Below are 20,750 nucleotides of genomic sequence, written 5' to 3'. Positions count from 1 at the left end.
TAAATGATGTGATTTTTTCTTATTAGGATCGGTGCGCTTCATACACAAATGGTTTTGTATAGTAAGTTACTGCTTTGACTTCTTGGTCACTTAAAGAACGTGCATTTGCTGCTGCTATGTTTTCTTTTAACTGATCCACCGAGCTCGCGCCAAATACAACGGAACTGACCGCAGAATGTTTCAGTATATACTGAATGGACAGTTCAGTGAGTGATAGGTCATAAGCGACTTTCTTTAAAGAAGGAATGATCTGCTGAAGCTCTTCAAATGAATATTGAAGATAGCCGTTTTTTTGAATCGCTGCACTTGCTTGAGAAAGTGGTTTTTCAGTTAATAATCCTTTCGCTAAAGGACCTCTTGCGACGACGCTAATGCTTTGTTCTTCAAGAAGAGAGAACCATTCTTCCGGGCGGCGGTCGAGTAAGCTATATTGCATCATCACGCTTACGATATTGGACTTTTTGGCATATTCTTTAATGACATTTGGGCGGATAGATGAAATGCCATAATAGCGAATAACGCCTTCCTCTACTAATTCTTCAAAAGCCTCAATGGTTTCATCAATGGGGTCATCAATCGTGCCTCCGTGCAATTGATATAAATCAATATAATCTGTTTGAAGCCGCTTGAGGCTTTGTTTTACTGCTTCCTTTATGTACACCTTTGAAGGGTCCCAGTCCCAGCCTGGTTTGCCTTTTTCAAAACGGTTGCCGCCTTTTGTCGCCAAAATCAAATCTTGCCGTCTATTTTTGATGGCTTCCCCAACAATTTCCTCATTTGTCCCAAAATCATATAAATCGGCTGTATCCAAATAGTTAATTCCGAGATCAATGGCCTCATCTAATAAAGAGAGCGCTTTTTCTTTATCAGTCCCAAGAGACATGCATCCTAGTGCCGCCTCGCTCACTAAAAGATCTGAGGTGCCAATTCGTCTTTTTTTCAATTCCATCACACTCCTATCCTTTCACATTAAGTGAAAAAAATCAGGAATTCAAGCTAGGTGATTTCAAATGGCGCATTGAAGCAAGCGTTTCGCTTTTCGCTTCTCTTAAATCATCTATGTTAAAATAAATGAAGTAAAAAGTGAAAGTAGAACGAGGAGCTGACAAAATTGAAGGACTTTGAAGAAAAAACATTATCGTCGAAAGAATTATACAACGGAAAAATCATTGATTTGGTACTTGAAGATGTAGAATTGCCTAACGGAAAACAAGGCAAACGCGAAATCATTAAACATCCTGGTGCAGTAGCTGTCGTTGCACGTACAGACGAAAATAAAATCATCTTGGTCAAACAATACCGTAAAGCACTAGAGAGAGCCATCGTTGAAATTCCGGCTGGAAAACTAGAAAAAGGGGAAGAGCCGGCACATACAGCATTAAGAGAATTAGAAGAAGAAACAGGATATACAACTCAGCAGCTTCAAAAGCTGACGGCCTTTTATACATCACCTGGTTTTGCAGATGAAATTGTTCACATTTATCTAGCAGATCAGCTAGTTCCGCTTGAAGAAAAAAGAGAGCTGGATGAAGATGAATTTGTCGAAGTAATGGAAGTTTCATTAGAAGAAGCCTTGCACCTCATTGAACAGCAGCATATTTACGATGCAAAAACAGCCTATGCCATTCAATACTTACAACTGCAAGAGGTACTTGAGTCAACAAAATGAAGGAATTTTTTGCAGACATCCATATTCATATTGGCAGAACAAGAACAGGCAGAGCTGTCAAAATTACAGGTGCAAGGTCATTGACAATTGACCAAATTCTCATTGAAGCAGCAGAAAGTAAAGGGATGGGGATGATTGGTGTGATAGATGCACAATCTCCAGAAGTCTTAGAAGAGTTAATAGAGGGTGTAGAGGAAGGCCGGTACACGGAACTAAATGACGGCGGTCTATCATTTGGACCGACAGTGCTGCTTTTAGGCAGTGAATTAGAGATCAATGATGACCATTCAAAAGGTCCGATTCATGTGCTGGCATTTATGCCCACACTACACAAAATGTCTGAGTTCTCCGCATGGCTTTCGCTTCATATGAAAAATGTGCATTTGAGTTCACAGCGCCTCTATGTTGATGGGAAAACACTTCAGCGCAAAGTAAAGGAGCTAGGAGGATTGTTTATTCCTGCTCATATTTTTACGCCGCATAAAAGTCTATACGGCAAAGGGGTGAACACTTCTTTAACGGAAGTATTTGACCCTGATCTTATTGATGCTGTTGAGCTTGGTCTTAGCTGTGATACGTCAATGGCTTCCCGGCTGAGTGAGCTGAACCGGTATCCCTTTTTAACGAATTCAGATGCTCATTCTTTAGGGAAAATCGCGCGAGAATATACAAAAATCAAAATGGATCATGCCTCTTTTGCCGAATTCAAGCTAGCCCTTGAAGAAAAAGATGGTAGAGCTGTCACAGGAAATTATGGACTTGCTCCGCGGCTTGGGAAGTATTATCATACGACCTGCGAGAAATGCGGGGTAAGACCTCACGCATCAGATCAGGAAGAGTGCCACGAATGCGGACATACCCGGATGACAAAAGGAGTAAGTGAGCGTTTAAAAGAGCTTGCTGACCAAGAAAGTGAAAAAAGAATGAGACCTCCTTATGTTCATCAGCTCCCGCTCCAGTTTATTCCGGGTGTTGGACCTAAAACGCTGGAGAAGCTAAAAGCCGTGTTTCACACAGAGATGAATATTCTGCATCAAGCAACAGAACAAGAACTAAAAGCCGTTTTGCCAGAAAAGACAGCGGGCTACATCATCAAAGCAAGAAAGGGCGAAGTCGGACTAATCGCTGGTGGAGGCGGAGTGTACGGTAAGGTGGATATCAATCATGAGTCACATTAAATGGACATGTCAAACGTTTGAACAATTGTCAAAAGAGGATCTTTACTTGATTCTTATGGAAAGAGTTAACGTGTTTGTTGTAGAACAAACATGTCCTTACCCTGAAATTGATCACAGGGATCAAGAAGCAATTCATCTCATCGCAAAAGAGAATGGTACCATTGTGGCTTATTGCCGAATTTTTCAAAACGGGATCGTGTACAAAGAGGCGTCCATCGGCCGTGTTCTTGTGACGCAGGCCGGCCGGAAAAAAGGGTATGGAAAGATGCTGCTCATCAAGGCTTTGGAAAAGCTTAATGAACTAGGTGAAACAAGTGTCAAAATACAGGCGCAAGCCTACCTGAAGTCATTTTACGAATCATTTGGTTTCAAGGTCGTCTCAGATGTTTATGATGAAGATGGGATTCCGCATTTTGATATGATAAAAACAGAAAGATAGACGTATTTACGTCTATCTTTTTTATGTAACATCGTGTATCATAACGTCAACGAAAGGGGTTTTGCCAAATGGGAAAAAGCAAAGCAAAGAAAAAACGAGAGCATATCCAAAGACAGCACAGCCGTAATCCAGAACTGTCGAGAGGAAACATGCCGCATTTTAGCACACACGAAAGGAAGACAAAAACAAAACAAGAAGTCTTGCAGCACATGATGAAAAAACATAAAGGACGAAATGCTTATGATCACTATCAAGAGGATCATAAGCATTTTTATTTTGCTTTTTTGTGACAACTAGATCAAATAAATGGAAAAATTTTTAAAAATAGGACAAACGGTCGTTTCTTTTTGTCTAAAAATGTAGTTAAATGACAAAAAGAAACGAAAGGGAGAGTGAGTATTGTGAACGTCAAGTCATTTGGAGCAGGGCTTTGTATGGCAAGTGTGCTTGTGGCATCGGTCATGTTTGGCGCGTCAGATATTTCTGCAAAGGAACAAGCAAAAAAAGAGTACATGATCGGCTTTTCTTCTTCCGTTCAAGACAAAATACAAAAACAGCTTGTAGAAGAAGCTGGCGGGCATGTGAAAGAATCCATAGAGCAAATAGATATGATGAAAGTGTCGTTGAATGAGACATCAAAAAAGAAACTGAATGAAGCAAAAGAAGTGACCTTCATTGAGGAAGACCAAAAAGCAAAAACAAGCAGTCAAACTGTTCCATATGGCATCAAAAGCATCAAAGCACAAAAGGTACATAAACAAGGATACGCTGGACAGAATGTCAAAGTAGCAGTTCTTGACAGCGGTATCGACGGCAAACATGAGGATTTACAGATCACCGGCGGGGTGAGCTTTGTACCGACAGAGTCCGATCCGCTTGTAGATCCGCATAAACATGGGACGCATGTGGCAGGGACAATTGCCGCTTTAGATAATAAGGTAGGTGTCGTTGGTGTTGCGCCAAAAGCCTCTATCTATGCTGTCAAGGTGGCAGATGAAAATGGTGACGGTTACTATAGCTGGATCATAAAAGGGATTGAATGGGCCATTGAGAATGACATGGATGTCATCAATATTAGTATGGGGGGAGCAAGTGAATCTGAGGCGCTGAAAGAAGCGGTAGATCGAGCGTATGATAAAGGGATTCTCATTGTGGCTTCTGCAGGGAATGAAGGAAGTTATGGCTCTCTCAATACGATTGACTATCCGGCTAAATACAGCTCCGTGATGGCTGTTGCCTCTGTTGACCAAAAAAAGCAAAGAGCTTTTGATTCATCTGTTGGCGAAGAACTGGAAGTCTCAGCACCAGGCGTTTCAACGCTGAGCACCATTCCTCATAACGAATATGGCTACATGAGCGGAACGTCAATGGCATCACCGCATGTAACGGGCGCTGCGGCTGTCATTCTATCAAAACATCCGAATCTGACTAACGATGAAGTGCGTGAGAGACTGTCAAAAACGGCGACAAAACTTGGAGAACCTTTTTATTACGGTGCCGGGCTTGTGAACGTACAAAAAGCCGCACGATAAATGAAAAAGAGAAAGCAGTGAGCAGGCTGATTTCTCTTTTTTCTTTCAATAAAACTGTCATGTTTCGTAATCTCTCTCATAGAATCTAGTAACCTTACGATTTGGGAGGAAGACACATGCGGAAAAAGTCTTGGAAGGAGCATCTTCTTCAGCACGTAAAAGATCATCTCTCGATTTATTTATTTGTCTCTGTACTCTTTTTAATGGGTGTGATCTTCGGTGCCATCATTGTCAATAGCATGACATTCAGCCAGAAAGAGGATTTATTCTATTATTTAAATCAATTTTTTGGTCAGCTGACGAATGAGAAGGCAGCAGAATCAAAAGAAATGTTTTTACAAAGCTTCCTGCATCATATGAAATATTTAGGCCTTATGTGGATCCTGGGAATATCCATTATTGGTCTGCCGCTCATCTTTCTCATGATCTTTTTAAAAGGAATTGTTGTTGGATTTACTGTTGGTTTTCTCGTGAATCAAATGGGGCTGAGTGGATTTTTTCTCTCGTTTGTATCGGTGCTTCCGCAAAACATTCTGCTTATTCCAGCCTATTTAGTGATTGGCACCTGTGCGATTGCGTTTTCCATCCGTCTCATTGGACAGCTCTTCATGAAAAAAACCATCAGTCAAGCACCCGTCCAGTGGTTTGGCCGGTATGCATCGGTTCTGCTGATGATTTTAGCGCTTGCTGCACTTTCATCTTTTTTTGAATCGTACATATCATTCATGCTGATGAAAAAGCTGGCAGGTATTCTTTTATAATTGTTATTAATTAATAATCAATTTATTTATCAATTTAAAATGATTATAGTTGGCTCTCAGCACATCATTTGATATAATGATCAAGTAATGTGGCGTAGGAGGGAAAGTCAATGGAAAATAGGATTGATCGAATTAAGAAACAGCTTCATTCTTCCAGCTACAAGCTCACGCCACAGCGTGAAGCCACAGTAAGAGTACTGCTTGAGAATGAAGAAGACCATTTAAGTGCAGAAGATGTATACCTCCTCGTAAAAGAGAAGTCTCCTGAAATTGGTCTTGCTACTGTTTATCGGACGTTAGAATTGCTCACTGAACTGAAAGTTGTTGATAAAATTAACTTTGGAGACGGCGTTTCGCGATATGATCTTCGCAAAGAAGGAGCCGCTCACTTCCATCACCATCTTGTCTGCATGGAATGCGGAACAGTCGATGAGATAGAAGATGATTTATTAGAAGATGTCGAAGAGATTATTGAACGTGACTGGAAATTTAAAATTAAGGATCATAGATTGACATTCCATGGTATTTGCCACCGGTGTCATGATGATGAATCCGGCAAATAATCCGAATTGGAACCTTTTCATTTAAGATGAAGAGGTTTTTTGCATTTTCGCTGTATATTCCTTGTCCTACCTGGCATATGCTGAAGTAATGAGAAGGTGAGAAAGGACTTGAAGATCATGCGAAAATGGCTCAAAACAACAGGTGAAGTGATCAAAGTATTTATCTTGTTCACAGGTTTTACCGTCCTGTTCTATTATGCTATGATATGGATAAATTCAGAATATGAAAGCTACCATCGTTATGATAAACCAGAGGGTGCAGCAATTAAAGTGATGGAAATGGATCAGCCGAATCAAGACAAATGGCAAGACCGATTGATTTATTTTTATCAAAACGGGGAGTAGAAATCATTGAACGATCAATTATCCGACTTTATTCATTTTATGACCGTAGAGAGAGGACTCTCTGAAAATACCATTGTTTCTTATAAAAGAGATTTGCAGAACTACTTGTCTTTTTTAATGACACATGAACAGCTGACGGATATTAGCGATGTCACGCGCCTGCATATCATTCATTATTTAAAGCAGCTAAAAGAGGAAGGGAAATCGAGTAAAACGTCTGTACGGCATCTATCATCGATCCGTTCCTTTCATCAATTTCTGCTTCGGGAAAAAGTGACAACGGATGACCCGTCATGGAACATTGAAACGCAAAAAACAGAACGGACATTACCGAAAGTTCTATCATTAGGGGAGGTCGAAAAGCTGCTTGATACACCAAATCAGCACACTCCCTTTGACTACCGAGACAAAGCAATGCTTGAACTCTTATATGCAACCGGCATTCGCGTCAGTGAAATGCTGGATCTGACCCTTGCCGATGTTCACCTCACAATGGGCTTTATTCGCTGTTTTGGAAAAGGAAGAAAAGAGCGAATTGTGCCAATCGGTGAAGCTGCTGCAAGCGCAATTGAAGAATATATCGAAAAGGGAAGAAGCAAGCTGTTAAAAAAACAGCCGTCCGATGCCTTGTTTCTCAATCATCACGGGAAAAAAATGTCGCGCCAGGGCTTTTGGAAGAACTTAAAAAAACGAGCCATTGAAGCAGGAATTCAAAAGGAACTGACGCCTCATACGCTCAGACATTCATTTGCTACACACCTGCTTGAAAACGGTGCGGACTTAAGAGCTGTACAGGAGATGCTGGGACATGCCGATATCTCAACAACACAAATTTATACACATGTGACGAAAACAAGACTGAAAGATGTGTATCACAAATTCCATCCAAGGGCATAAGTAAAGCATGACACGATGAACGGGTGTCATGCTTTTTCATCTTTACACCGTTTATGGTTGTCAACTGGCTTGTAAACGGTTTATACTTGAGATGTCTGACCTCTTACTGTTTGTAAGGTCAAAAGACAAGAATATTGAAGGAGGCGCTTTTTAATGCCTGATTATCAGTATAAACGCATTTTCCTCGTCGTAATGGATTCAGTAGGGATTGGGGAAGCACCAGATGCTGCTGATTTTAATGATGTAGGTGCAGATACACTTGGACATATTGCTGAAAAAATGAACGGGCTTCATATGCCGAATATGGCGAAGCTTGGGCTGAGTCATATTAAAGAAATCAAAGGAATTCCAGCGGATGAAAAACCGCTTGCGTATTATGGAAAAATGCAAGAAGCATCAAATGGTAAAGACACAATGACAGGGCATTGGGAAATCATGGGTCTTTACATAGACACACCGTTCAAAGTCTTTCCAGACGGATTCCCAGATGAACTATTAAATGAATTAAAAGAAAAAACTGGCCGAGGTATTATTGGAAATAAACCTGCGTCTGGTACGGAAATTTTAGATGAGCTTGGCGAAGAGCACATGAAAACAGGCGATTTAATCGTTTATACATCTGCGGACTCTGTGCTGCAAATTGCTGCGCACGAAGAAGTTGTGCCATTAGATGAGCTTTACCGTATTTGTGAAATTGCCCGTGAACTCACATTAGATGAAAAATATATGGTTGGACGGATTATCGCTCGTCCGTTTGTCGGAGAGCCTGATGCTTTTGTTAGAACACCAAACCGTCATGATTATGCGTTAAAACCATTTGACCGTACAGTCATGAATGAACTCAAAGATGATGGGCTCGATGTCATTGCGATCGGAAAAATCTCTGATATTTATGACGGCGAAGGAATCACATCATCTCTTAGAACAAAATCGAACATGGATGGAATGGACAAGCTGGTCGATACACTTAAAACAGACTTTACAGGACTCAGCTTTTTGAACCTTGTTGATTTTGACGCTCTTTACGGACATAGAAGAGATCCAGAGGGTTATGGAAAAGCATTAGAGGAATTTGACGCACGTCTTCCTGAAGTGTTTGACCTGTTGAAAGAGGATGATCTTCTTGTGATCACAGCAGATCATGGAAATGACCCGGTTCATCACGGAACAGATCATACAAGAGAATACGTTCCGCTCATTGCTTACAGCAAAAAGCATCAGGAAGCAAATAAACTGCCAACAGCAAAAACATTTGCTGATCTTGGGGCAACCGTTGCCGATAATTTCAAGATAGCGATGCCAAAATACGGAACAAGCTTTTTATCTAAACTCAAATAGGGGGAAATCTCGTGGGAGCACAGTTTTCAGAAGCGGCGGCATATATTAAACAAGCATCGACATATGTACCAACAGTTGGATTGATTTTAGGATCAGGGCTTGGCATTTTAGCAGATGAGATTGAAAATCCAATCAAAATAAAATATGAAGATATTCCCGGATTCCCTGTTTCAACAGTAGAGGGACATGCAGGGCAGCTCGTGATCGGAACGCTGAAAGGCACTGTCGTTTGCGCGATGCAAGGACGTTTTCATTTCTATGAAGGGTATGATATGAAGCAAGTGACGTTTCCTGTCCGTGTGATGAAAGAAATTGGTATTGAAACATGCATTGTCACAAATGCAGCCGGCGGAGTGAATACTTCATTCCGTCCAGGAGACCTCATGCTGATCACAGATCATATCAATATGATGGGAACCAATCCATTAATTGGCCCAAATGACAGTCAAGGCGTTCGTTTCCCTGATATGTCTGCACCGTACGATAAAGAATTGCTGGCACTTGCAGCAGAAACAGCCCAGCGTTTAGGTATATCTGTACAGCAAGGGGTTTATGCAGGGATGACAGGCCCTTCATATGAAACACCTGCTGAAGTTCGTTTCCTTAGAACGCTTGGAGCAGATGCGGTAGGAATGTCGACTGTTCCAGAAGTCATTGTTGCGCGTCATGCAGGAATCAAAGTACTTGGCATTTCATGCATTTCCAATGCGGCATCTGGTATTTTGGATCAGCCGCTGTCACATGATGAAGTGATCGAAGTAACGGAAAAAGTGAAAGCAAGTTTTCTTGATTTAGTAAAAGACATTGTCAAACAACTTTCATAGCATGTGTCCAGAAGCCTTCTGCTACCCAAGCAGAAGGCTTTTTTTATTTGCAATCATACGATCTCTGAATAAAACAGCCTGTATGAGGAAAAAATAGAAAGGATTACGATAATGGAGGTCTGCCACTTGAAACGTCATATATGTGCATTGTTTATTTTAATGATCCTTATCTCAATGGTTTCACCATCTGCGACAGCAAAAGAAAAGATTGAAAAACCAGGAGAAAAACAAACATCAGAATTGGCACACGAAGCCAAATCAGCGATCTTAATAGAACGTGACACGGGAAAGGTGCTTTACAACAAAAACAGCGATGAAAAGCTTGCACCCGCAAGTATGACCAAAATCATGACGATGCTTCTCATCATGGAAGCTATAGATCACGGTAAACTGAAAATGACAGACAAGGTCAGAACGAGCGACTATGCAGCGTCCATGGGAGGGTCGCAAATCTTCCTTGAACCAGGAGAAGAAATGACCGTGAAAGAAATGCTGAAAGGCATTGCGATTGCGTCAGGAAATGATGCTTCAGTTGCCATGGCAGAGCATATTGCAGGATCTGAAGAACAGTTCGTAGAGCAGATGAACAAAAGGGCGAAAGAGCTTGGCCTCACCTCAACAGTCTTTCAAAACCCAACAGGGCTCCCTGAAAAAGACCACTACAGCACAGCTCACGATATGGCAATAATGGCAAAAGAGCTGTTGAAATATGAACAAATCACAAAATTCACAGGTGTCTACGAAGACTATCTACGGCAAAACACAGATAAAAAATTCTGGCTTGTAAACACAAACCGTCTGATTAAATTTTATCCAGGTGTCGATGGGGTGAAAACCGGTTTTACAGGTGAAGCGAAATACTGTTTAACTGCATCTGCTAAAAAAGGCAACATGCGCGTCATTGCGGTTGTCTTCGGCGCAAGTACCCCGAAAGACAGAAACGCTCAGGTAGTCAAAATGCTGGACTACGCATTTAGTCAATATACGACTCATCCGCTTTACAAACGAGGGCAAGATGTGGCGGAGGTCAAAGTAAGCAAAGGGAAAAAGAAAAATATTCAGCTCGTTACTTCTGAACCGATCTCCCTTCTAACGAAAAAAGGCGAAAATGTGGATCAGATCAAAAAAGAAATCAAATTGTCTCATGATGTCAAGGCTCCATTTTCAAAAGGAACGGAACTTGGTACGATCGTCTTGAAAAAAGACGGAAAAGTGCTGCATGAAAGTCCTGTAGAAGCAAAAGAAGGAATGGAAAAGGCAGGCATTTGGACTTTCTTCAAACGAGCAATGGCTGATTTTGTGAAATGGAAATAAAAGGCGAAAGGCTGCTGAAATGGGCAGTCTTTTTGCTATGAGGAAAAAGAAAAGAACATCTAAATGTGACGAATGGTCACTAGTTTTGTCATGGTGAAGGATTTACTTCATATAAAAGAGAAACACTCTTTATCCGAAATAGAGCAAGGAGGAATAAAAAGATGAGCCTTGGTATTGATTTTCAAGTAAAAGAGAGCGTACTTTGCATTCGGTTAACAGGAGAGCTCGATCATCACTCCGCAGAAACATTGAGACAAAAGGTGACGAATTATTTGGAAACAGAGGACATTCGCCACATTGTGCTGAATCTGGCTGATTTATCATTTATGGACAGCTCTGGACTCGGAGTGATTTTAGGAAGATATAAAGAGATTAAGCAGCTTGGCGGAGAAATGGTCGTCTGTGCCATCTCGCCAGCAGTGAATCGGTTATTTGATATGTCTGGTTTGTTTAAAATCATTCGTATGGAGCCTTCAGAGCAAACGGCTTTGCAAACATTGGGGGTGGCGTCATGAGAAATGAAATGAATCTGACTTTTTCGGCATTAAGCCAAAATGAATCGTTTGCGAGGGTGACAGTCGCGGCGTTTATCGCTCAGCTTGATCCGACTTTAGATGAATTAACAGAAATCAAGACCGTCGTATCAGAGGCAGTGACAAACTCCATCATCCATGGCTATGATGGGAATCCAGATGGCAAGGTGCATATCCATGTCACATTAGATGACCATGTCGTCTACCTCACCATCCGTGACGAAGGCATGGGTATTACCGATCTTGAGGAAGCAAGACAGCCGCTTTTTACAACAAAACCAGACTTAGAGCGCTCTGGAATGGGCTTTACCATCATGGAGAATTTTATGGATGATGTCATGGTGGATTCATCTCCAGAAATGGGCACGACCATCCGTTTAACAAAGCATCTATCAAAAAGCAAAGCGCTTTGTAATTAAAGGAGCTGCTCATATGGATGTGGAGGTAAAAAAGCAAGCTAAAAAAGCCCAGCTGTCAAATGATGAAGTCAAAGAGCTCATCAAAAAAAGCCAAGACGGTGATCAGCAAGCAAGAGACCTCCTCGTAGAAAAAAACATGCGTCTTGTTTGGTCCGTTGTTCAGCGCTTTTTAAATAGGGGATATGAACCAGATGATCTGTTTCAGATTGGCTGTATTGGACTGCTGAAATCTGTGGATAAATTTGATTTGTCATATGATGTAAAGTTTTCAACTTACGCCGTCCCAATGATCATCGGGGAAATTCAGCGATTCATTCGGGATGATGGGACGGTCAAAGTGAGCCGGTCATTAAAGGAACTCGGAAATAAAATCCGGCGGGCAAGGGATGAGTTGTCTAAGTCTCATGGAAGAATGCCGACCGTTCAAGAAATTGCCGAATACCTTGATATCACACCAGAGGATGTCGTCCTCGCCCAAGAAGCGGTCCGCTCACCATCATCCATTCATGAAACAGTGTATGAAAATGATGGGGATCCGATAACATTGCTTGATCAAATTGCCGATCATTCTGAAGAAAGATGGTTTGACAAAATTGCTCTGAAAGAAGCGATCAAGGAATTAGAAGAAAGGGAAAAACTCATTGTGTATTTAAGGTATTATAAAGACCAGACACAATCTGAGGTTGCAGAAAGACTTGGCATTTCACAGGTGCAAGTCTCACGGCTTGAAAAGAAAATTTTAAAGCAAATCCAAATGCAAATGGATCAAAAAGACAGCTAGCCAATTCGGCTGGCTTTTTTTGTGTGGTAATTACCGGTAAATCAAGTTCTATCAGTATGAGAACCATTTTTCACCACATACTATTTTTAACCCCTCGTATAGGAAGTGACTTGGATGGACGGACAAATCTTTATTCGGCTGCGCCATCGAATCAAGACCGGAATAGATCAGCTCATTTATTTAGAGGATGTCGCCCAAATCACTGGTGATGAGTTTGCTGTGCAAAAGCTTAGCAAAATGCCGGTGTATCATGTCAGCAAAAAGGATCGTCACATCGCCGTTCTTGATATCATGCATGTCGTCAAAACGATCAAAAAAACGTGGCCGGATATCGACATTCAAACCGTTGGCGGCTCTGAGGCCATTGTTGAAATTGATACAGGCAAACGCCAGCTTTCTCCCGTTTTATTTGTGTTTGTATGGCTTCTATTATTTGTCGGAGCGGCGCTTGCCATTATGAATTTCCACGAGGATGTCAGTATGCGGCTCGTTCATATCCGCCTATATGAAATGATCACAGGGAAAACGGTTGAGCATCCGTATTTATTACAAATTCCATATAGCTTTGGACTCGGCCTTGGGATGATTTTGTTTTTCAATCATGTATTTAAAAAGCGTTTAAATGAAGAACCAAGTCCGCTCGAAGTGGAAATGTTTAAATATCAGCTCGATCTCGATCATTATGTCGCACTCAATGAAAATAAAGAAACATTGAAGGATATCCATGATCGGTAAATGGCTTTTTGTCGTACTCGTTGGACTTGGCGGCGGTTTAACAGTCGGAGCAGGATTTGTGGCATTTCTTACAGTGCTTGGTATCATTCCCCGCTTAATGCAATTAACCAAAACGCAGCGCTTCATACAAGGGTACGAGGCGGCAGTCATTAGCGGGGCGGTTGTTGGCGGCTGGGCCACCTTAAGTCAAATACATCTGCATTTAACCAAATGGCTGGCGCTGCCGGTCGGTCTTTTATCAGGCATCTTCGTCGGTATGCTTGCAGCTGCACTCACTGAAGTATTAAATGTACTTCCTATATTAACGAAAAGAATTGGAATGGACGGGAAAATAGTTTTGCTGCTCATGGCCATCGTCTTAGGAAAGGTATTTGGTTCACTATTTCATTGGCTTATTTATATTTAAGAAATTGGAGGGAACAACACGTGTCGAGTTTAAAAGAAAACTATCCATCTAAGGTGAAAACATATCAGCCCAAACCTCCTTATGTCCTCAACTGCATCAAGGCGTTTTTAGTTGGCGGCTTAATCTGTCTAATAGGTGAGGGGCTGCAAAATTTCTATATCCACTTTTTTGATTTTAATGAAAAGACAGCAGGGAACCCGACAGTGGCAACCCTCATTTTAATTTCTTCTCTATTAACGGGTATCGGTATTTACGATAGAATCGGCCAGTTTGCTGGAGCGGGATCGGCCGTACCGGTAACAGGCTTTGCTAACAGTATGACAAGTGCTGCCCTTGAGCATAAAAGTGAAGGGCTTGTTTTAGGTGTTGCCACAAATATGTTTAAGCTCGCTGGGAACGTCATTGTGTTCGGTGTCGTCTCGGCATATATCGTAGGGATCATTCGATACATCTTCGAAAAGATGTTTTCGTAGGAGGAATGAAAGGTGAAACTAACAGGTAAACAATCTTGGGTATTTGAGCACAAGCTTTATGTCAATGCAGAAGGAACTGCTGCAGGACCTAAGGAAAAAGAAGGTCCAATTGGACATTTAATTGATAAAACATACGATGAAATGCACTGTGATCAAAAGAACTGGGAAATGGCTGAAAGGAAGCTCATGGATGATGCGATATCAACCGCTTTATCGAAAGCAAATTTGCAAAAAAGCGATATTGATCTGTTGCTAGCTGGAGATTTACTCAACCAGAACGTCACAGCAAACTATGTGGCAAGAGAGCTGAAGATCCCGTTTCTCTGCTTATTTGGAGCATGCTCGACCTCAATGGAATCGGTCGCCATTGCGTCAGCACTCATTGATGGTGGCTTTGCAAATAGAGCCATCGCAGCAACAAGCAGTCACAATGCGACCGCAGAACGCCAATTTCGAAACCCGACCGAATACGGCGGACAAAAGCCAGATACAGCAACAAGTACCGTAACAGGGAGCGGAGCCGTTATTATCAGCCAAGAGCCCTCACAAATTCAAATTACAAGTGCAACGGTAGGCAGGGTCATGGATCTCGGCATTACAGATCCATTTGATATGGGATCGGCCATGGCACCGGCCGCGGCAGACACCATCAAGCAGCATTTAGAAGACTTAGGAAGAACAGTAGATGATTACGATTTGATTTTAACTGGAGATTTATCAGGCATTGGTTCACCGATTTTAAAGGATCTCCTGAAAGAAGAAGGCATCCAGCTTGGGCGAAAACACGATGATTGCGGTTTAATCATCTATACACCCGATCAAAACGTATTCGCTGGAGGCAGCGGCTGTGCTTGTTCAGCTGTTGTGACATTTAGTCATATTTTTCAAGAAATGAAAGCAGGGAATCTGCAAAGAGTACTCGTTGTCGCAACCGGGGCGCTACTCAGCCCAATGATGGTTCAGCAAAAAGAGACCATTCCGACCATTGCGCACGGTGTCGTATTTGAGCGTGCAGGAGGAGAGAGCTAATGGATTATCTTATCGCTTTTGTGGCAGGCGGACTTATTTGTGTCATTGGCCAGCTTTTGCTAGATGTACTCAAACTCACGCCGGCACATGTCATGACTACTTTTGTTGTGGCAGGTACCATTTTAGACGGATTCGGTATTTATGATAAATTTATTGAATTTGCAGGTGCGGGCGCAACCGTACCAATCGTCAGCTTTGGTCATAGCTTGCTTCATGGGGCAATGCACCAGGCAGATGTACATGGATTCATCGGCATCGGTATCGGTATTTTTGAATTAACCTCTGCTGGAATATCAGCTGCGATTTTATTCTCATTTATTATCGCACTGATCTTTAAACCGAAAGGATAACCGAATATGGGGCAAAGACGGAAAGTCATTTTAGTGACAGACGGAGATATATATGCTGCCAAAACCATTGAGCTCGCCGCTAAAAACGTCGGCGGACGATGTATTTCCAGCTCAAAAGGAAATCCAAGCAAACGGACAGGACCTGAACTTGTTCAGATGATTTTAAAAACACCGTATGATCCAGTCTTTGTGATGTTTGATGATTCTGGACTGACCGGTGAAGGAACAGGCGAGACGGCGATGAAACATGTAGCACGCCACCCTGAAATCGAAGTCATTGGCGCGATTGCAGTTGCATCTAAGACGCACCAAGCCGAATGGACAAAGGTCCATGTCTCCATTGACCGGGAAGGTGAACTGACAGAATACGGTGTCGACAAACACGGTCTTCCCGAAATGGAGCCCCATAAAATGAGCGGGGATACAGTGTATTGTCTTGACTCCCTCAATCTCCCGTTCGTTGTCGGGATTGGAGATATTGGCAAGATGGGACGGAAAGATGATCTGAGCAAGGGATCTCCAATCACGATGAAAGCAGTGGAATTAATATTAGAAAGGAGTGGCTTCCATGAAGAAAGACAAGGTAAACGTGTACCGAGATCCGAAGAAAAATGAAGATTACTTCAAAGAAAATGTCGGAATGGGTCTCAGCTTTGACCTTGGTGTTCGGAAAATTTATATACACGATCAGGAAATCCAGCTTTACTATGTAAACGGATTGTGTGATACACAGTATGTCATCTACTTATTAAAAGAACTAATCGAAATCAATGACAACGAACCAGAATCAGATGATCTTGCACATGTAGTCGAGAACCGCCTTGTCAATCAGCAGGTCTCCAAGGTAGAAACGCTGGATGAAGCGGTGGATCAAGTGCTGTCCGGGCTTGTAGCAGTTGTTGTAGAAGGTGAAAACTACGCCTTTATCATTGATGTTAGAAGTTATCCTGGCAGAATGCCTGAGGAGCCGGATACAGAAAAGGTTGTCAGGGGAGCAAGAGACGGTTTTGTTGAAAACATTATTGTAAATACAGCGCTTATTCGAAGAAGAGTGCGGGATGAAAAGCTGCGATACAAAATGCTCAAAGTAGGCGAACGTTCCAAAGCCGATGTTTGTGTTTGCTATATTGAAGATATTGCAGACCCAGATCTTGTAGATATTATAGAAAAAGAAGTATCAGGAATTAAGGTCGATGGGCTGACGATGTCTGATAAAACGATTGAAGAATTTATTATTAAGCAAGGATATAATCCCTTTCCGCTAGTGCGTTATACCGAGCGTCCAGATGTCGCCGCTAACCACATATTAGAAGGGCATGTCATCATCATTACGGATACATCCCCTAGTGTCATCATTACACCAACCACTATTTTTCACCACGTTCAGCATGCAGAAGAATATCGCCAGGCACCTGCCGTTGGTACATTCCTAAGATGGGTACGCTTTTTAGGCATTTTATGTTCTACCTTTCTTTTGCCGATTTGGTTTCTTTTTATCCTTGAACCGAATCTTTTGCCTGACAATTTAAGCTATATTGGGTTTAACAAACCTTCTCATATCCCTGTGATTCTCCAAGTGTTCCTTGCTGATTTCGGGGTGGAATTTTTAAGGATGGCAGCAATTCATACGCCAACCGCATTGTCGACCGCCATGGGACTGATCGCGGCTGTTTTAATTGGACAAATCGCTATTGATGTCGGTTTGTTTACACCAGAGGTCATCTTATACGTTTCACTGGCGGCGATCGGTACCTTTACAACGCCAAGCTATGAGCTGAGTGTCGCCAATAAGATTGTCAGGCTCATCATCCTAGCACTAGTGGCGATCTTCAAGCTGAATGGACTCATCATTGGTTTTACGTTGTTACTCATTTATTTAACTTCCATTCGTTCATTGCAGACGCCTTATATGTGGCCGTTCCTCCCATTTAATGGGAAGGCTTTGTGGCAAGTGCTGATTCGGACGTCTGTTCCTGGCTCAAAAGTAAGACCGAGCATCGTTCACCCTCAAAACAGATCAAAAATTCCGCCAAATTCTTAAGGCTCATTGAAAGTGGCTGAAGATTGTGATATTGTATTTTTAACTTTGAGACAAGGCAAAAGGCAGCTCACGCAGCTGCCTTTTTTCAGCCGAAGCGGAGAAAGAGGGAATGACATTGTATTTACACGGCACTTGCAGACAAAATGAACTCGGTCATTTAGAAATCGGTGGTGTTGATGCCGTTTCTTTAGCTGAAACGTATGGGACACCACTTTATGTATATGATGTGGCTTTAATACGGGAGCGCGCAAAAAGCTTTCAAAAAGCATTTATAGAGGAAGAATTAACAGCGCAGGTAGCATACGCGAGTAAAGCATTTTCTTCCATCGCCATGTTTCAGCTTGCTAAAGAAGAAGGATTATCTCTTGATGTTGTCTCAGGCGGTGAGCTTCACACAGCCATTTGCGCTGGATTCCCAGTAGAAAAAATTCATTTCCATGGCAATAATAAAAGCAGAGAAGAATTAAAAATGGCTTTAGAGCATGGGATCGGCTGTATAGTTGTGGATAATTTCTATGAAATGAAGCTCATTGAACAGCTTGGTCAAGAGCTGTCAAAAAAAGTGAAAGTATTGCTCCGCATCACGCCTGGTGTCGAAGCGCATACGCATGATTACATTACGACAGGTCAAGAGGATTCAAAATTTGGCTTTGATCTTCACAATGGACAAGCAGATGAAGCGGTGAAACAAGTGCTTCGTTCAGAAGTGATTGAGCTTTTAGGTGTTCATTGTCATATCGGTTCACAAATTTTTGATACGGCTGGTTTTGTCCTTGCGGCAGATAAAATCTTTTTGAAGCTGGATGAATGGAGAGAATCATTTGGTTTTATTTCTACAGTGTTAAACTTAGGCGGCGGCTTTGGGATTCGTTATACAGAAGAGGATGAACCACTTCCTGCGACAGAATATGTCGAGAAAATAATCCAAGCTGTGAAAAAGAACGTGGCCCGCTATGAGTTTGATATGCCGGAGATTTGGATAGAACCAGGCCGTTCTCTCGTTGGAGATGCAGGGACGACTCTTTATACGATCGGATCATCAAAACACGTACCTGGCATCCGCGATTATGTTGCGGTAGATGGCGGAATGAGTGACAACATTCGTCCGGCTTTATATCAAGCGAAATATGAAGCGGCAAGTGCCAATAAAATGAGTCAAACGCATGATCAAACCGTTTCAATTGCCGGTAAATGCTGTGAAAGCGGAGATATGCTCATTTGGGATATCGATCTGCCAGAGTTATCACAAGGGGATTTATTGGCTGTCTTTTGTACCGGAGCTTACGGCTATAGTATGTCAAACAACTATAACCGCATTCCGCGCCCAGCGGTTGTGTTTGTAGAGGACGGGGAAGCGCAGCTTGTGGTTGAGCGTGAAACCTATGAGGACATTGTCAAACTTGATTTACCGTATCAATCAAAAGTGAAATCATCTAATTAAAAAAGCTGCCTGGGGTACAGGCAGCTTTTTTTCATGGATTATTTTCCTCCAGTGAATACAGAGACGATCGCGTTCCAGATGGAGACAAAGAAATCCCAAATCTTTTGAAGAAGGTTTTTCCCTTCATCTGATTCTATGAATTTTGTAATCTTGTCTTTTGCTTTATCAATTTGAGACCCTACTTGATTCCAATCAATATTGATGTTTTTCATTTTATCAAATAACGAGACAAGCTGATCTTTTTGATCCTGCGTCAGATTTAAGTTCAAATCAGAAGCCGCCTGATCGACTTTTTCTTCTACTTCTTTTGTGGTTTTAGGGACACCGTTTTTTGCAATGTCATCTTTGATTTTTGCAATAAGGGCAGAAGCGTTGTCTTTCCCGATGGAGTCACCCAATTTAGAAGTTGTCACAAGCTCTTCGTTCGCCACCTGCTTCACATCTTCTGGAATGGCTTTGTCGCTTGACACTTCATACGCTTTAAGTAAGCCCGTCAGTGCGGCTGTACCAGATACTTCAAATGGAGCAGTGACGACAACCTTGGCATCCTTGACACCTGCTGTCATTAAAGCATTTAAATACATCTCATCTGTAATGGTCTTGATGTTGTGTGTATCCACAGTCAGACCAGTACCTGATTTCTCAATGGTGATAGATGAAGATGATAATGCTCTCGTCCCGATAGAAGAACGAGGGATATACTTTCCTAAATATTCGTGCTCTTCTTTATTGGTTACTTCAATTTTTGTCGCATTTTCAGGTGGATTCAACTCGTCAAGCACCTTTTGTCGATCAGCTGGTGTTAAGTCTTGCCCGAGTGTGACGATGACATCGCCGACAGCTGCATCCGCTAAGCTGACTTTTGGCGCACCAATTAGGAAAAGGAGCGCTGCCATCATACCAAGCATCATTTTTTTAAACATGTTGACCTCCTTCAAGTCGAAAGCGTTCCTCTTTCAAGAGAAACTCAGCTTTTGAGTACACGTACAGAAATGCACTCCATCATATAGACGTAACAAATTGACTCGACGTTTCAATTTTCTTTTTAAGATGTGTTCCTTTTCCAATAAATGAAGACATGTCATTTCGTCACATATCATTTTATGAGGAAAAAAGAATCAAGCAATCCTATTTTATCAATCATCAGTTAAGAGGTAAATGACAATCGAAGAGCAGGGGATGTTTAACATCACCGAAAATGTGCTATAATGAGCGTTGTTTAACCTGAAAGGAGAATGTGAAAAATGGCGAAAAAAGGATACATACAATTAACGAATGGAAAGAAAATTGAGTTTGAACTTTACCCAGAGGCTGCTCCAGGTACAGTAGCAAACTTTGAAAAATTAGCGAATGAAGGCTTCTACGATGGATTGAAGTTCCACCGCGTGATTCCAGGCTTCGTCAGCCAAGGCGGGGACCCAAACGGCAATGGAACGGGTGGTCCTGGTTACACAATTAAATGTGAAACAGAAGGAAATCCACATCAGCACGAAAGAGGTTCATTATCAATGGCACATGCTGGTAAAGACACAGGCGGCAGCCAATTCTTTATCGTACATGACCCGCAGCCGCACTTAAACGGTGTTCACACTGTTTTTGGCAAGGTAACATCTGGTATCGAGGCTGTACTTGATATGGAGCAAGGCCAAGGCATGGAAAAAGTTGAAGTTGTGGATGCGTAA

26 protein-coding genes are annotated in these 20,750 nt (G+C 42.0%); 24 read left to right on the top strand and 2 right to left on the bottom strand.

The features are described 5' to 3' along the window. Positions 1-22: 22 nt before the first annotated feature. Entirely contained in the window at positions 23-943 is a 921-nt protein-coding gene (locus tag NST59_RS10725; protein ID WP_126681630.1) for an aldo/keto reductase, read from the bottom strand. A 168-nt stretch (positions 944-1,111) separates the two neighbouring features. On the opposite strand from NST59_RS10725, the gene NST59_RS10720 reads away from it, so the two are divergent. The 23 genes from NST59_RS10720 (at position 1,112) to lysA (ending at position 19,068) form a co-directional block, all read left to right on the top strand. Continuing rightward, a complete protein-coding gene (locus tag NST59_RS10720) occupies positions 1,112-1,669 on the top strand; it encodes an NUDIX hydrolase (RefSeq protein ID WP_247544538.1) in 558 nt (185 codons plus the stop codon). Beyond that, positions 1,666-2,847 (top strand): TIGR00375 family protein, encoded by a 1,182-nt coding sequence (locus NST59_RS10715; RefSeq protein ID WP_047202232.1) that lies wholly within the window; start codon positions 1,666-1,668, stop codon positions 2,845-2,847. The genes NST59_RS10720 and NST59_RS10715 overlap by 4 nt, the downstream gene beginning before the upstream one ends. Next, positions 2,834-3,286 (top strand): GNAT family N-acetyltransferase, encoded by a 453-nt coding sequence (locus NST59_RS10710; RefSeq protein ID WP_039179697.1) that lies wholly within the window; start codon positions 2,834-2,836, stop codon positions 3,284-3,286. The genes NST59_RS10715 and NST59_RS10710 overlap by 14 nt, the downstream gene beginning before the upstream one ends. 68 nt (positions 3,287-3,354) lie before the next feature. Beyond that, the gene (locus NST59_RS10705; RefSeq protein WP_039179694.1) at positions 3,355-3,576 is read left to right on the top strand and encodes a hypothetical protein; all 222 of its coding nucleotides are present in this window, start codon (positions 3,355-3,357) and stop codon (positions 3,574-3,576) included. 111 nt (positions 3,577-3,687) lie between these two features. After that, entirely contained in the window at positions 3,688-4,818 is a 1,131-nt protein-coding gene (locus NST59_RS10700) for a S8 family peptidase (protein ID WP_341040593.1), read from the top strand. 116 nt (positions 4,819-4,934) lie between these two features. Next, complete coding sequence (spoIIM, locus tag NST59_RS10695; protein ID WP_039179689.1) at positions 4,935-5,579, top strand: stage II sporulation protein M; 645 nt, start codon at positions 4,935-4,937, stop codon at positions 5,577-5,579. 110 nt (positions 5,580-5,689) lie between these two features. Continuing rightward, positions 5,690-6,142 (top strand): ferric iron uptake transcriptional regulator, encoded by a 453-nt coding sequence (gene fur / locus NST59_RS10690; RefSeq protein WP_003215577.1) that lies wholly within the window; start codon positions 5,690-5,692, stop codon positions 6,140-6,142. A 117-nt stretch (positions 6,143-6,259) separates the two neighbouring features. Beyond that, the gene (locus NST59_RS10685; protein WP_064497643.1) at positions 6,260-6,487 is read left to right on the top strand and encodes a YqzK family protein; all 228 of its coding nucleotides are present in this window, start codon (positions 6,260-6,262) and stop codon (positions 6,485-6,487) included. Between the two features lie 6 nt (positions 6,488-6,493). Further along, entirely contained in the window at positions 6,494-7,384 is an 891-nt protein-coding gene (gene xerD / locus NST59_RS10680) for a site-specific tyrosine recombinase XerD (protein WP_039179686.1), read from the top strand. 153 nt (positions 7,385-7,537) lie between these two features. After that, positions 7,538-8,722, top strand: coding sequence for a phosphopentomutase (gene deoB / locus NST59_RS10675; protein WP_144490292.1), 1,185 nt, complete (start codon positions 7,538-7,540; stop codon positions 8,720-8,722). Positions 8,723-8,733: 11 nt separating this feature from the next. Further along, positions 8,734-9,546 (top strand): purine-nucleoside phosphorylase, encoded by an 813-nt coding sequence (locus NST59_RS10670; protein ID WP_047204125.1) that lies wholly within the window; start codon positions 8,734-8,736, stop codon positions 9,544-9,546. A gap of 159 nt (positions 9,547-9,705) precedes the next feature. Continuing rightward, positions 9,706-10,860 (top strand): D-alanyl-D-alanine carboxypeptidase family protein, encoded by a 1,155-nt coding sequence (locus NST59_RS10665; protein WP_369880173.1) that lies wholly within the window; start codon positions 9,706-9,708, stop codon positions 10,858-10,860. A gap of 161 nt (positions 10,861-11,021) precedes the next feature. Continuing rightward, positions 11,022-11,375 (top strand): anti-sigma F factor antagonist, encoded by a 354-nt coding sequence (gene spoIIAA, locus NST59_RS10660; protein ID WP_024422866.1) that lies wholly within the window; start codon positions 11,022-11,024, stop codon positions 11,373-11,375. After that, on the top strand, positions 11,372-11,812 hold the full coding sequence (gene spoIIAB / locus NST59_RS10655; protein ID WP_024422865.1) for an anti-sigma F factor: 441 nt from the start codon (positions 11,372-11,374) through the stop codon (positions 11,810-11,812). Before spoIIAA ends, spoIIAB begins: the two co-directional genes overlap by 4 nt. A 13-nt stretch (positions 11,813-11,825) precedes the next feature. Beyond that, complete coding sequence (gene sigF / locus NST59_RS10650) at positions 11,826-12,593, top strand: RNA polymerase sporulation sigma factor SigF (RefSeq protein WP_024422864.1); 768 nt, start codon at positions 11,826-11,828, stop codon at positions 12,591-12,593. Positions 12,594-12,707: 114 nt separating this feature from the next. Next, the gene (locus NST59_RS10645; protein WP_059377134.1) at positions 12,708-13,328 is read left to right on the top strand and encodes a stage V sporulation protein AA; all 621 of its coding nucleotides are present in this window, start codon (positions 12,708-12,710) and stop codon (positions 13,326-13,328) included. Further along, the gene (locus NST59_RS10640) at positions 13,318-13,734 is read left to right on the top strand and encodes a stage V sporulation protein AB (RefSeq protein WP_034280358.1); all 417 of its coding nucleotides are present in this window, start codon (positions 13,318-13,320) and stop codon (positions 13,732-13,734) included. Before NST59_RS10645 ends, NST59_RS10640 begins: the two co-directional genes overlap by 11 nt. A 20-nt stretch (positions 13,735-13,754) precedes the next feature. Continuing rightward, a complete protein-coding gene (gene spoVAC, locus NST59_RS10635) occupies positions 13,755-14,207 on the top strand; it encodes a stage V sporulation protein AC (protein ID WP_039179667.1) in 453 nt (150 codons plus the stop codon). A 12-nt stretch (positions 14,208-14,219) separates the two neighbouring features. After that, complete coding sequence (gene spoVAD / locus NST59_RS10630) at positions 14,220-15,236, top strand: stage V sporulation protein AD (protein ID WP_039179664.1); 1,017 nt, start codon at positions 14,220-14,222, stop codon at positions 15,234-15,236. Then, complete coding sequence (gene spoVAE / locus NST59_RS10625) at positions 15,236-15,586, top strand: stage V sporulation protein AE (protein ID WP_007501045.1); 351 nt, start codon at positions 15,236-15,238, stop codon at positions 15,584-15,586. The genes spoVAD and spoVAE overlap by 1 nt, the downstream gene beginning before the upstream one ends. 6 nt (positions 15,587-15,592) lie before the next feature. Then, complete coding sequence (locus NST59_RS10620) at positions 15,593-16,201, top strand: stage V sporulation protein AE (RefSeq protein WP_048239298.1); 609 nt, start codon at positions 15,593-15,595, stop codon at positions 16,199-16,201. Then, the gene (locus tag NST59_RS10615; RefSeq protein ID WP_047204120.1) at positions 16,155-17,627 is read left to right on the top strand and encodes a spore germination protein; all 1,473 of its coding nucleotides are present in this window, start codon (positions 16,155-16,157) and stop codon (positions 17,625-17,627) included. Before NST59_RS10620 ends, NST59_RS10615 begins: the two co-directional genes overlap by 47 nt. Before the next feature lie 115 nt (positions 17,628-17,742). Then, a complete protein-coding gene (gene lysA / locus NST59_RS10610; RefSeq protein ID WP_058837980.1) occupies positions 17,743-19,068 on the top strand; it encodes a diaminopimelate decarboxylase in 1,326 nt (441 codons plus the stop codon). 38 nt (positions 19,069-19,106) lie between these two features. Here the strand turns inward: lysA and NST59_RS10605 are convergent, their stop codons facing one another. Further along, on the bottom strand, positions 19,107-19,991 hold the full coding sequence (locus NST59_RS10605) for a DUF1002 domain-containing protein (protein ID WP_024422856.1): 885 nt from the start codon (positions 19,989-19,991) through the stop codon (positions 19,107-19,109). A gap of 321 nt (positions 19,992-20,312) precedes the next feature. Here NST59_RS10605 and NST59_RS10600 point away from each other — a divergent pair, with 321 nt between their 5' ends. Continuing rightward, positions 20,313-20,750 carry a peptidylprolyl isomerase gene (locus tag NST59_RS10600; RefSeq protein WP_008359679.1) on the top strand — a complete coding sequence of 146 codons (438 nt, stop codon included), beginning with the start codon at positions 20,313-20,315 and terminating at the stop codon, positions 20,748-20,750.

Source organism: Bacillus sp. FSL R5-0439, from assembly GCF_038008805.1.
Taxonomy (GTDB): domain Bacteria; phylum Bacillota; class Bacilli; order Bacillales; family Bacillaceae; genus Bacillus; species Bacillus safensis.
This window is presented reverse-complemented; position numbering and strand designations above follow the sequence as displayed.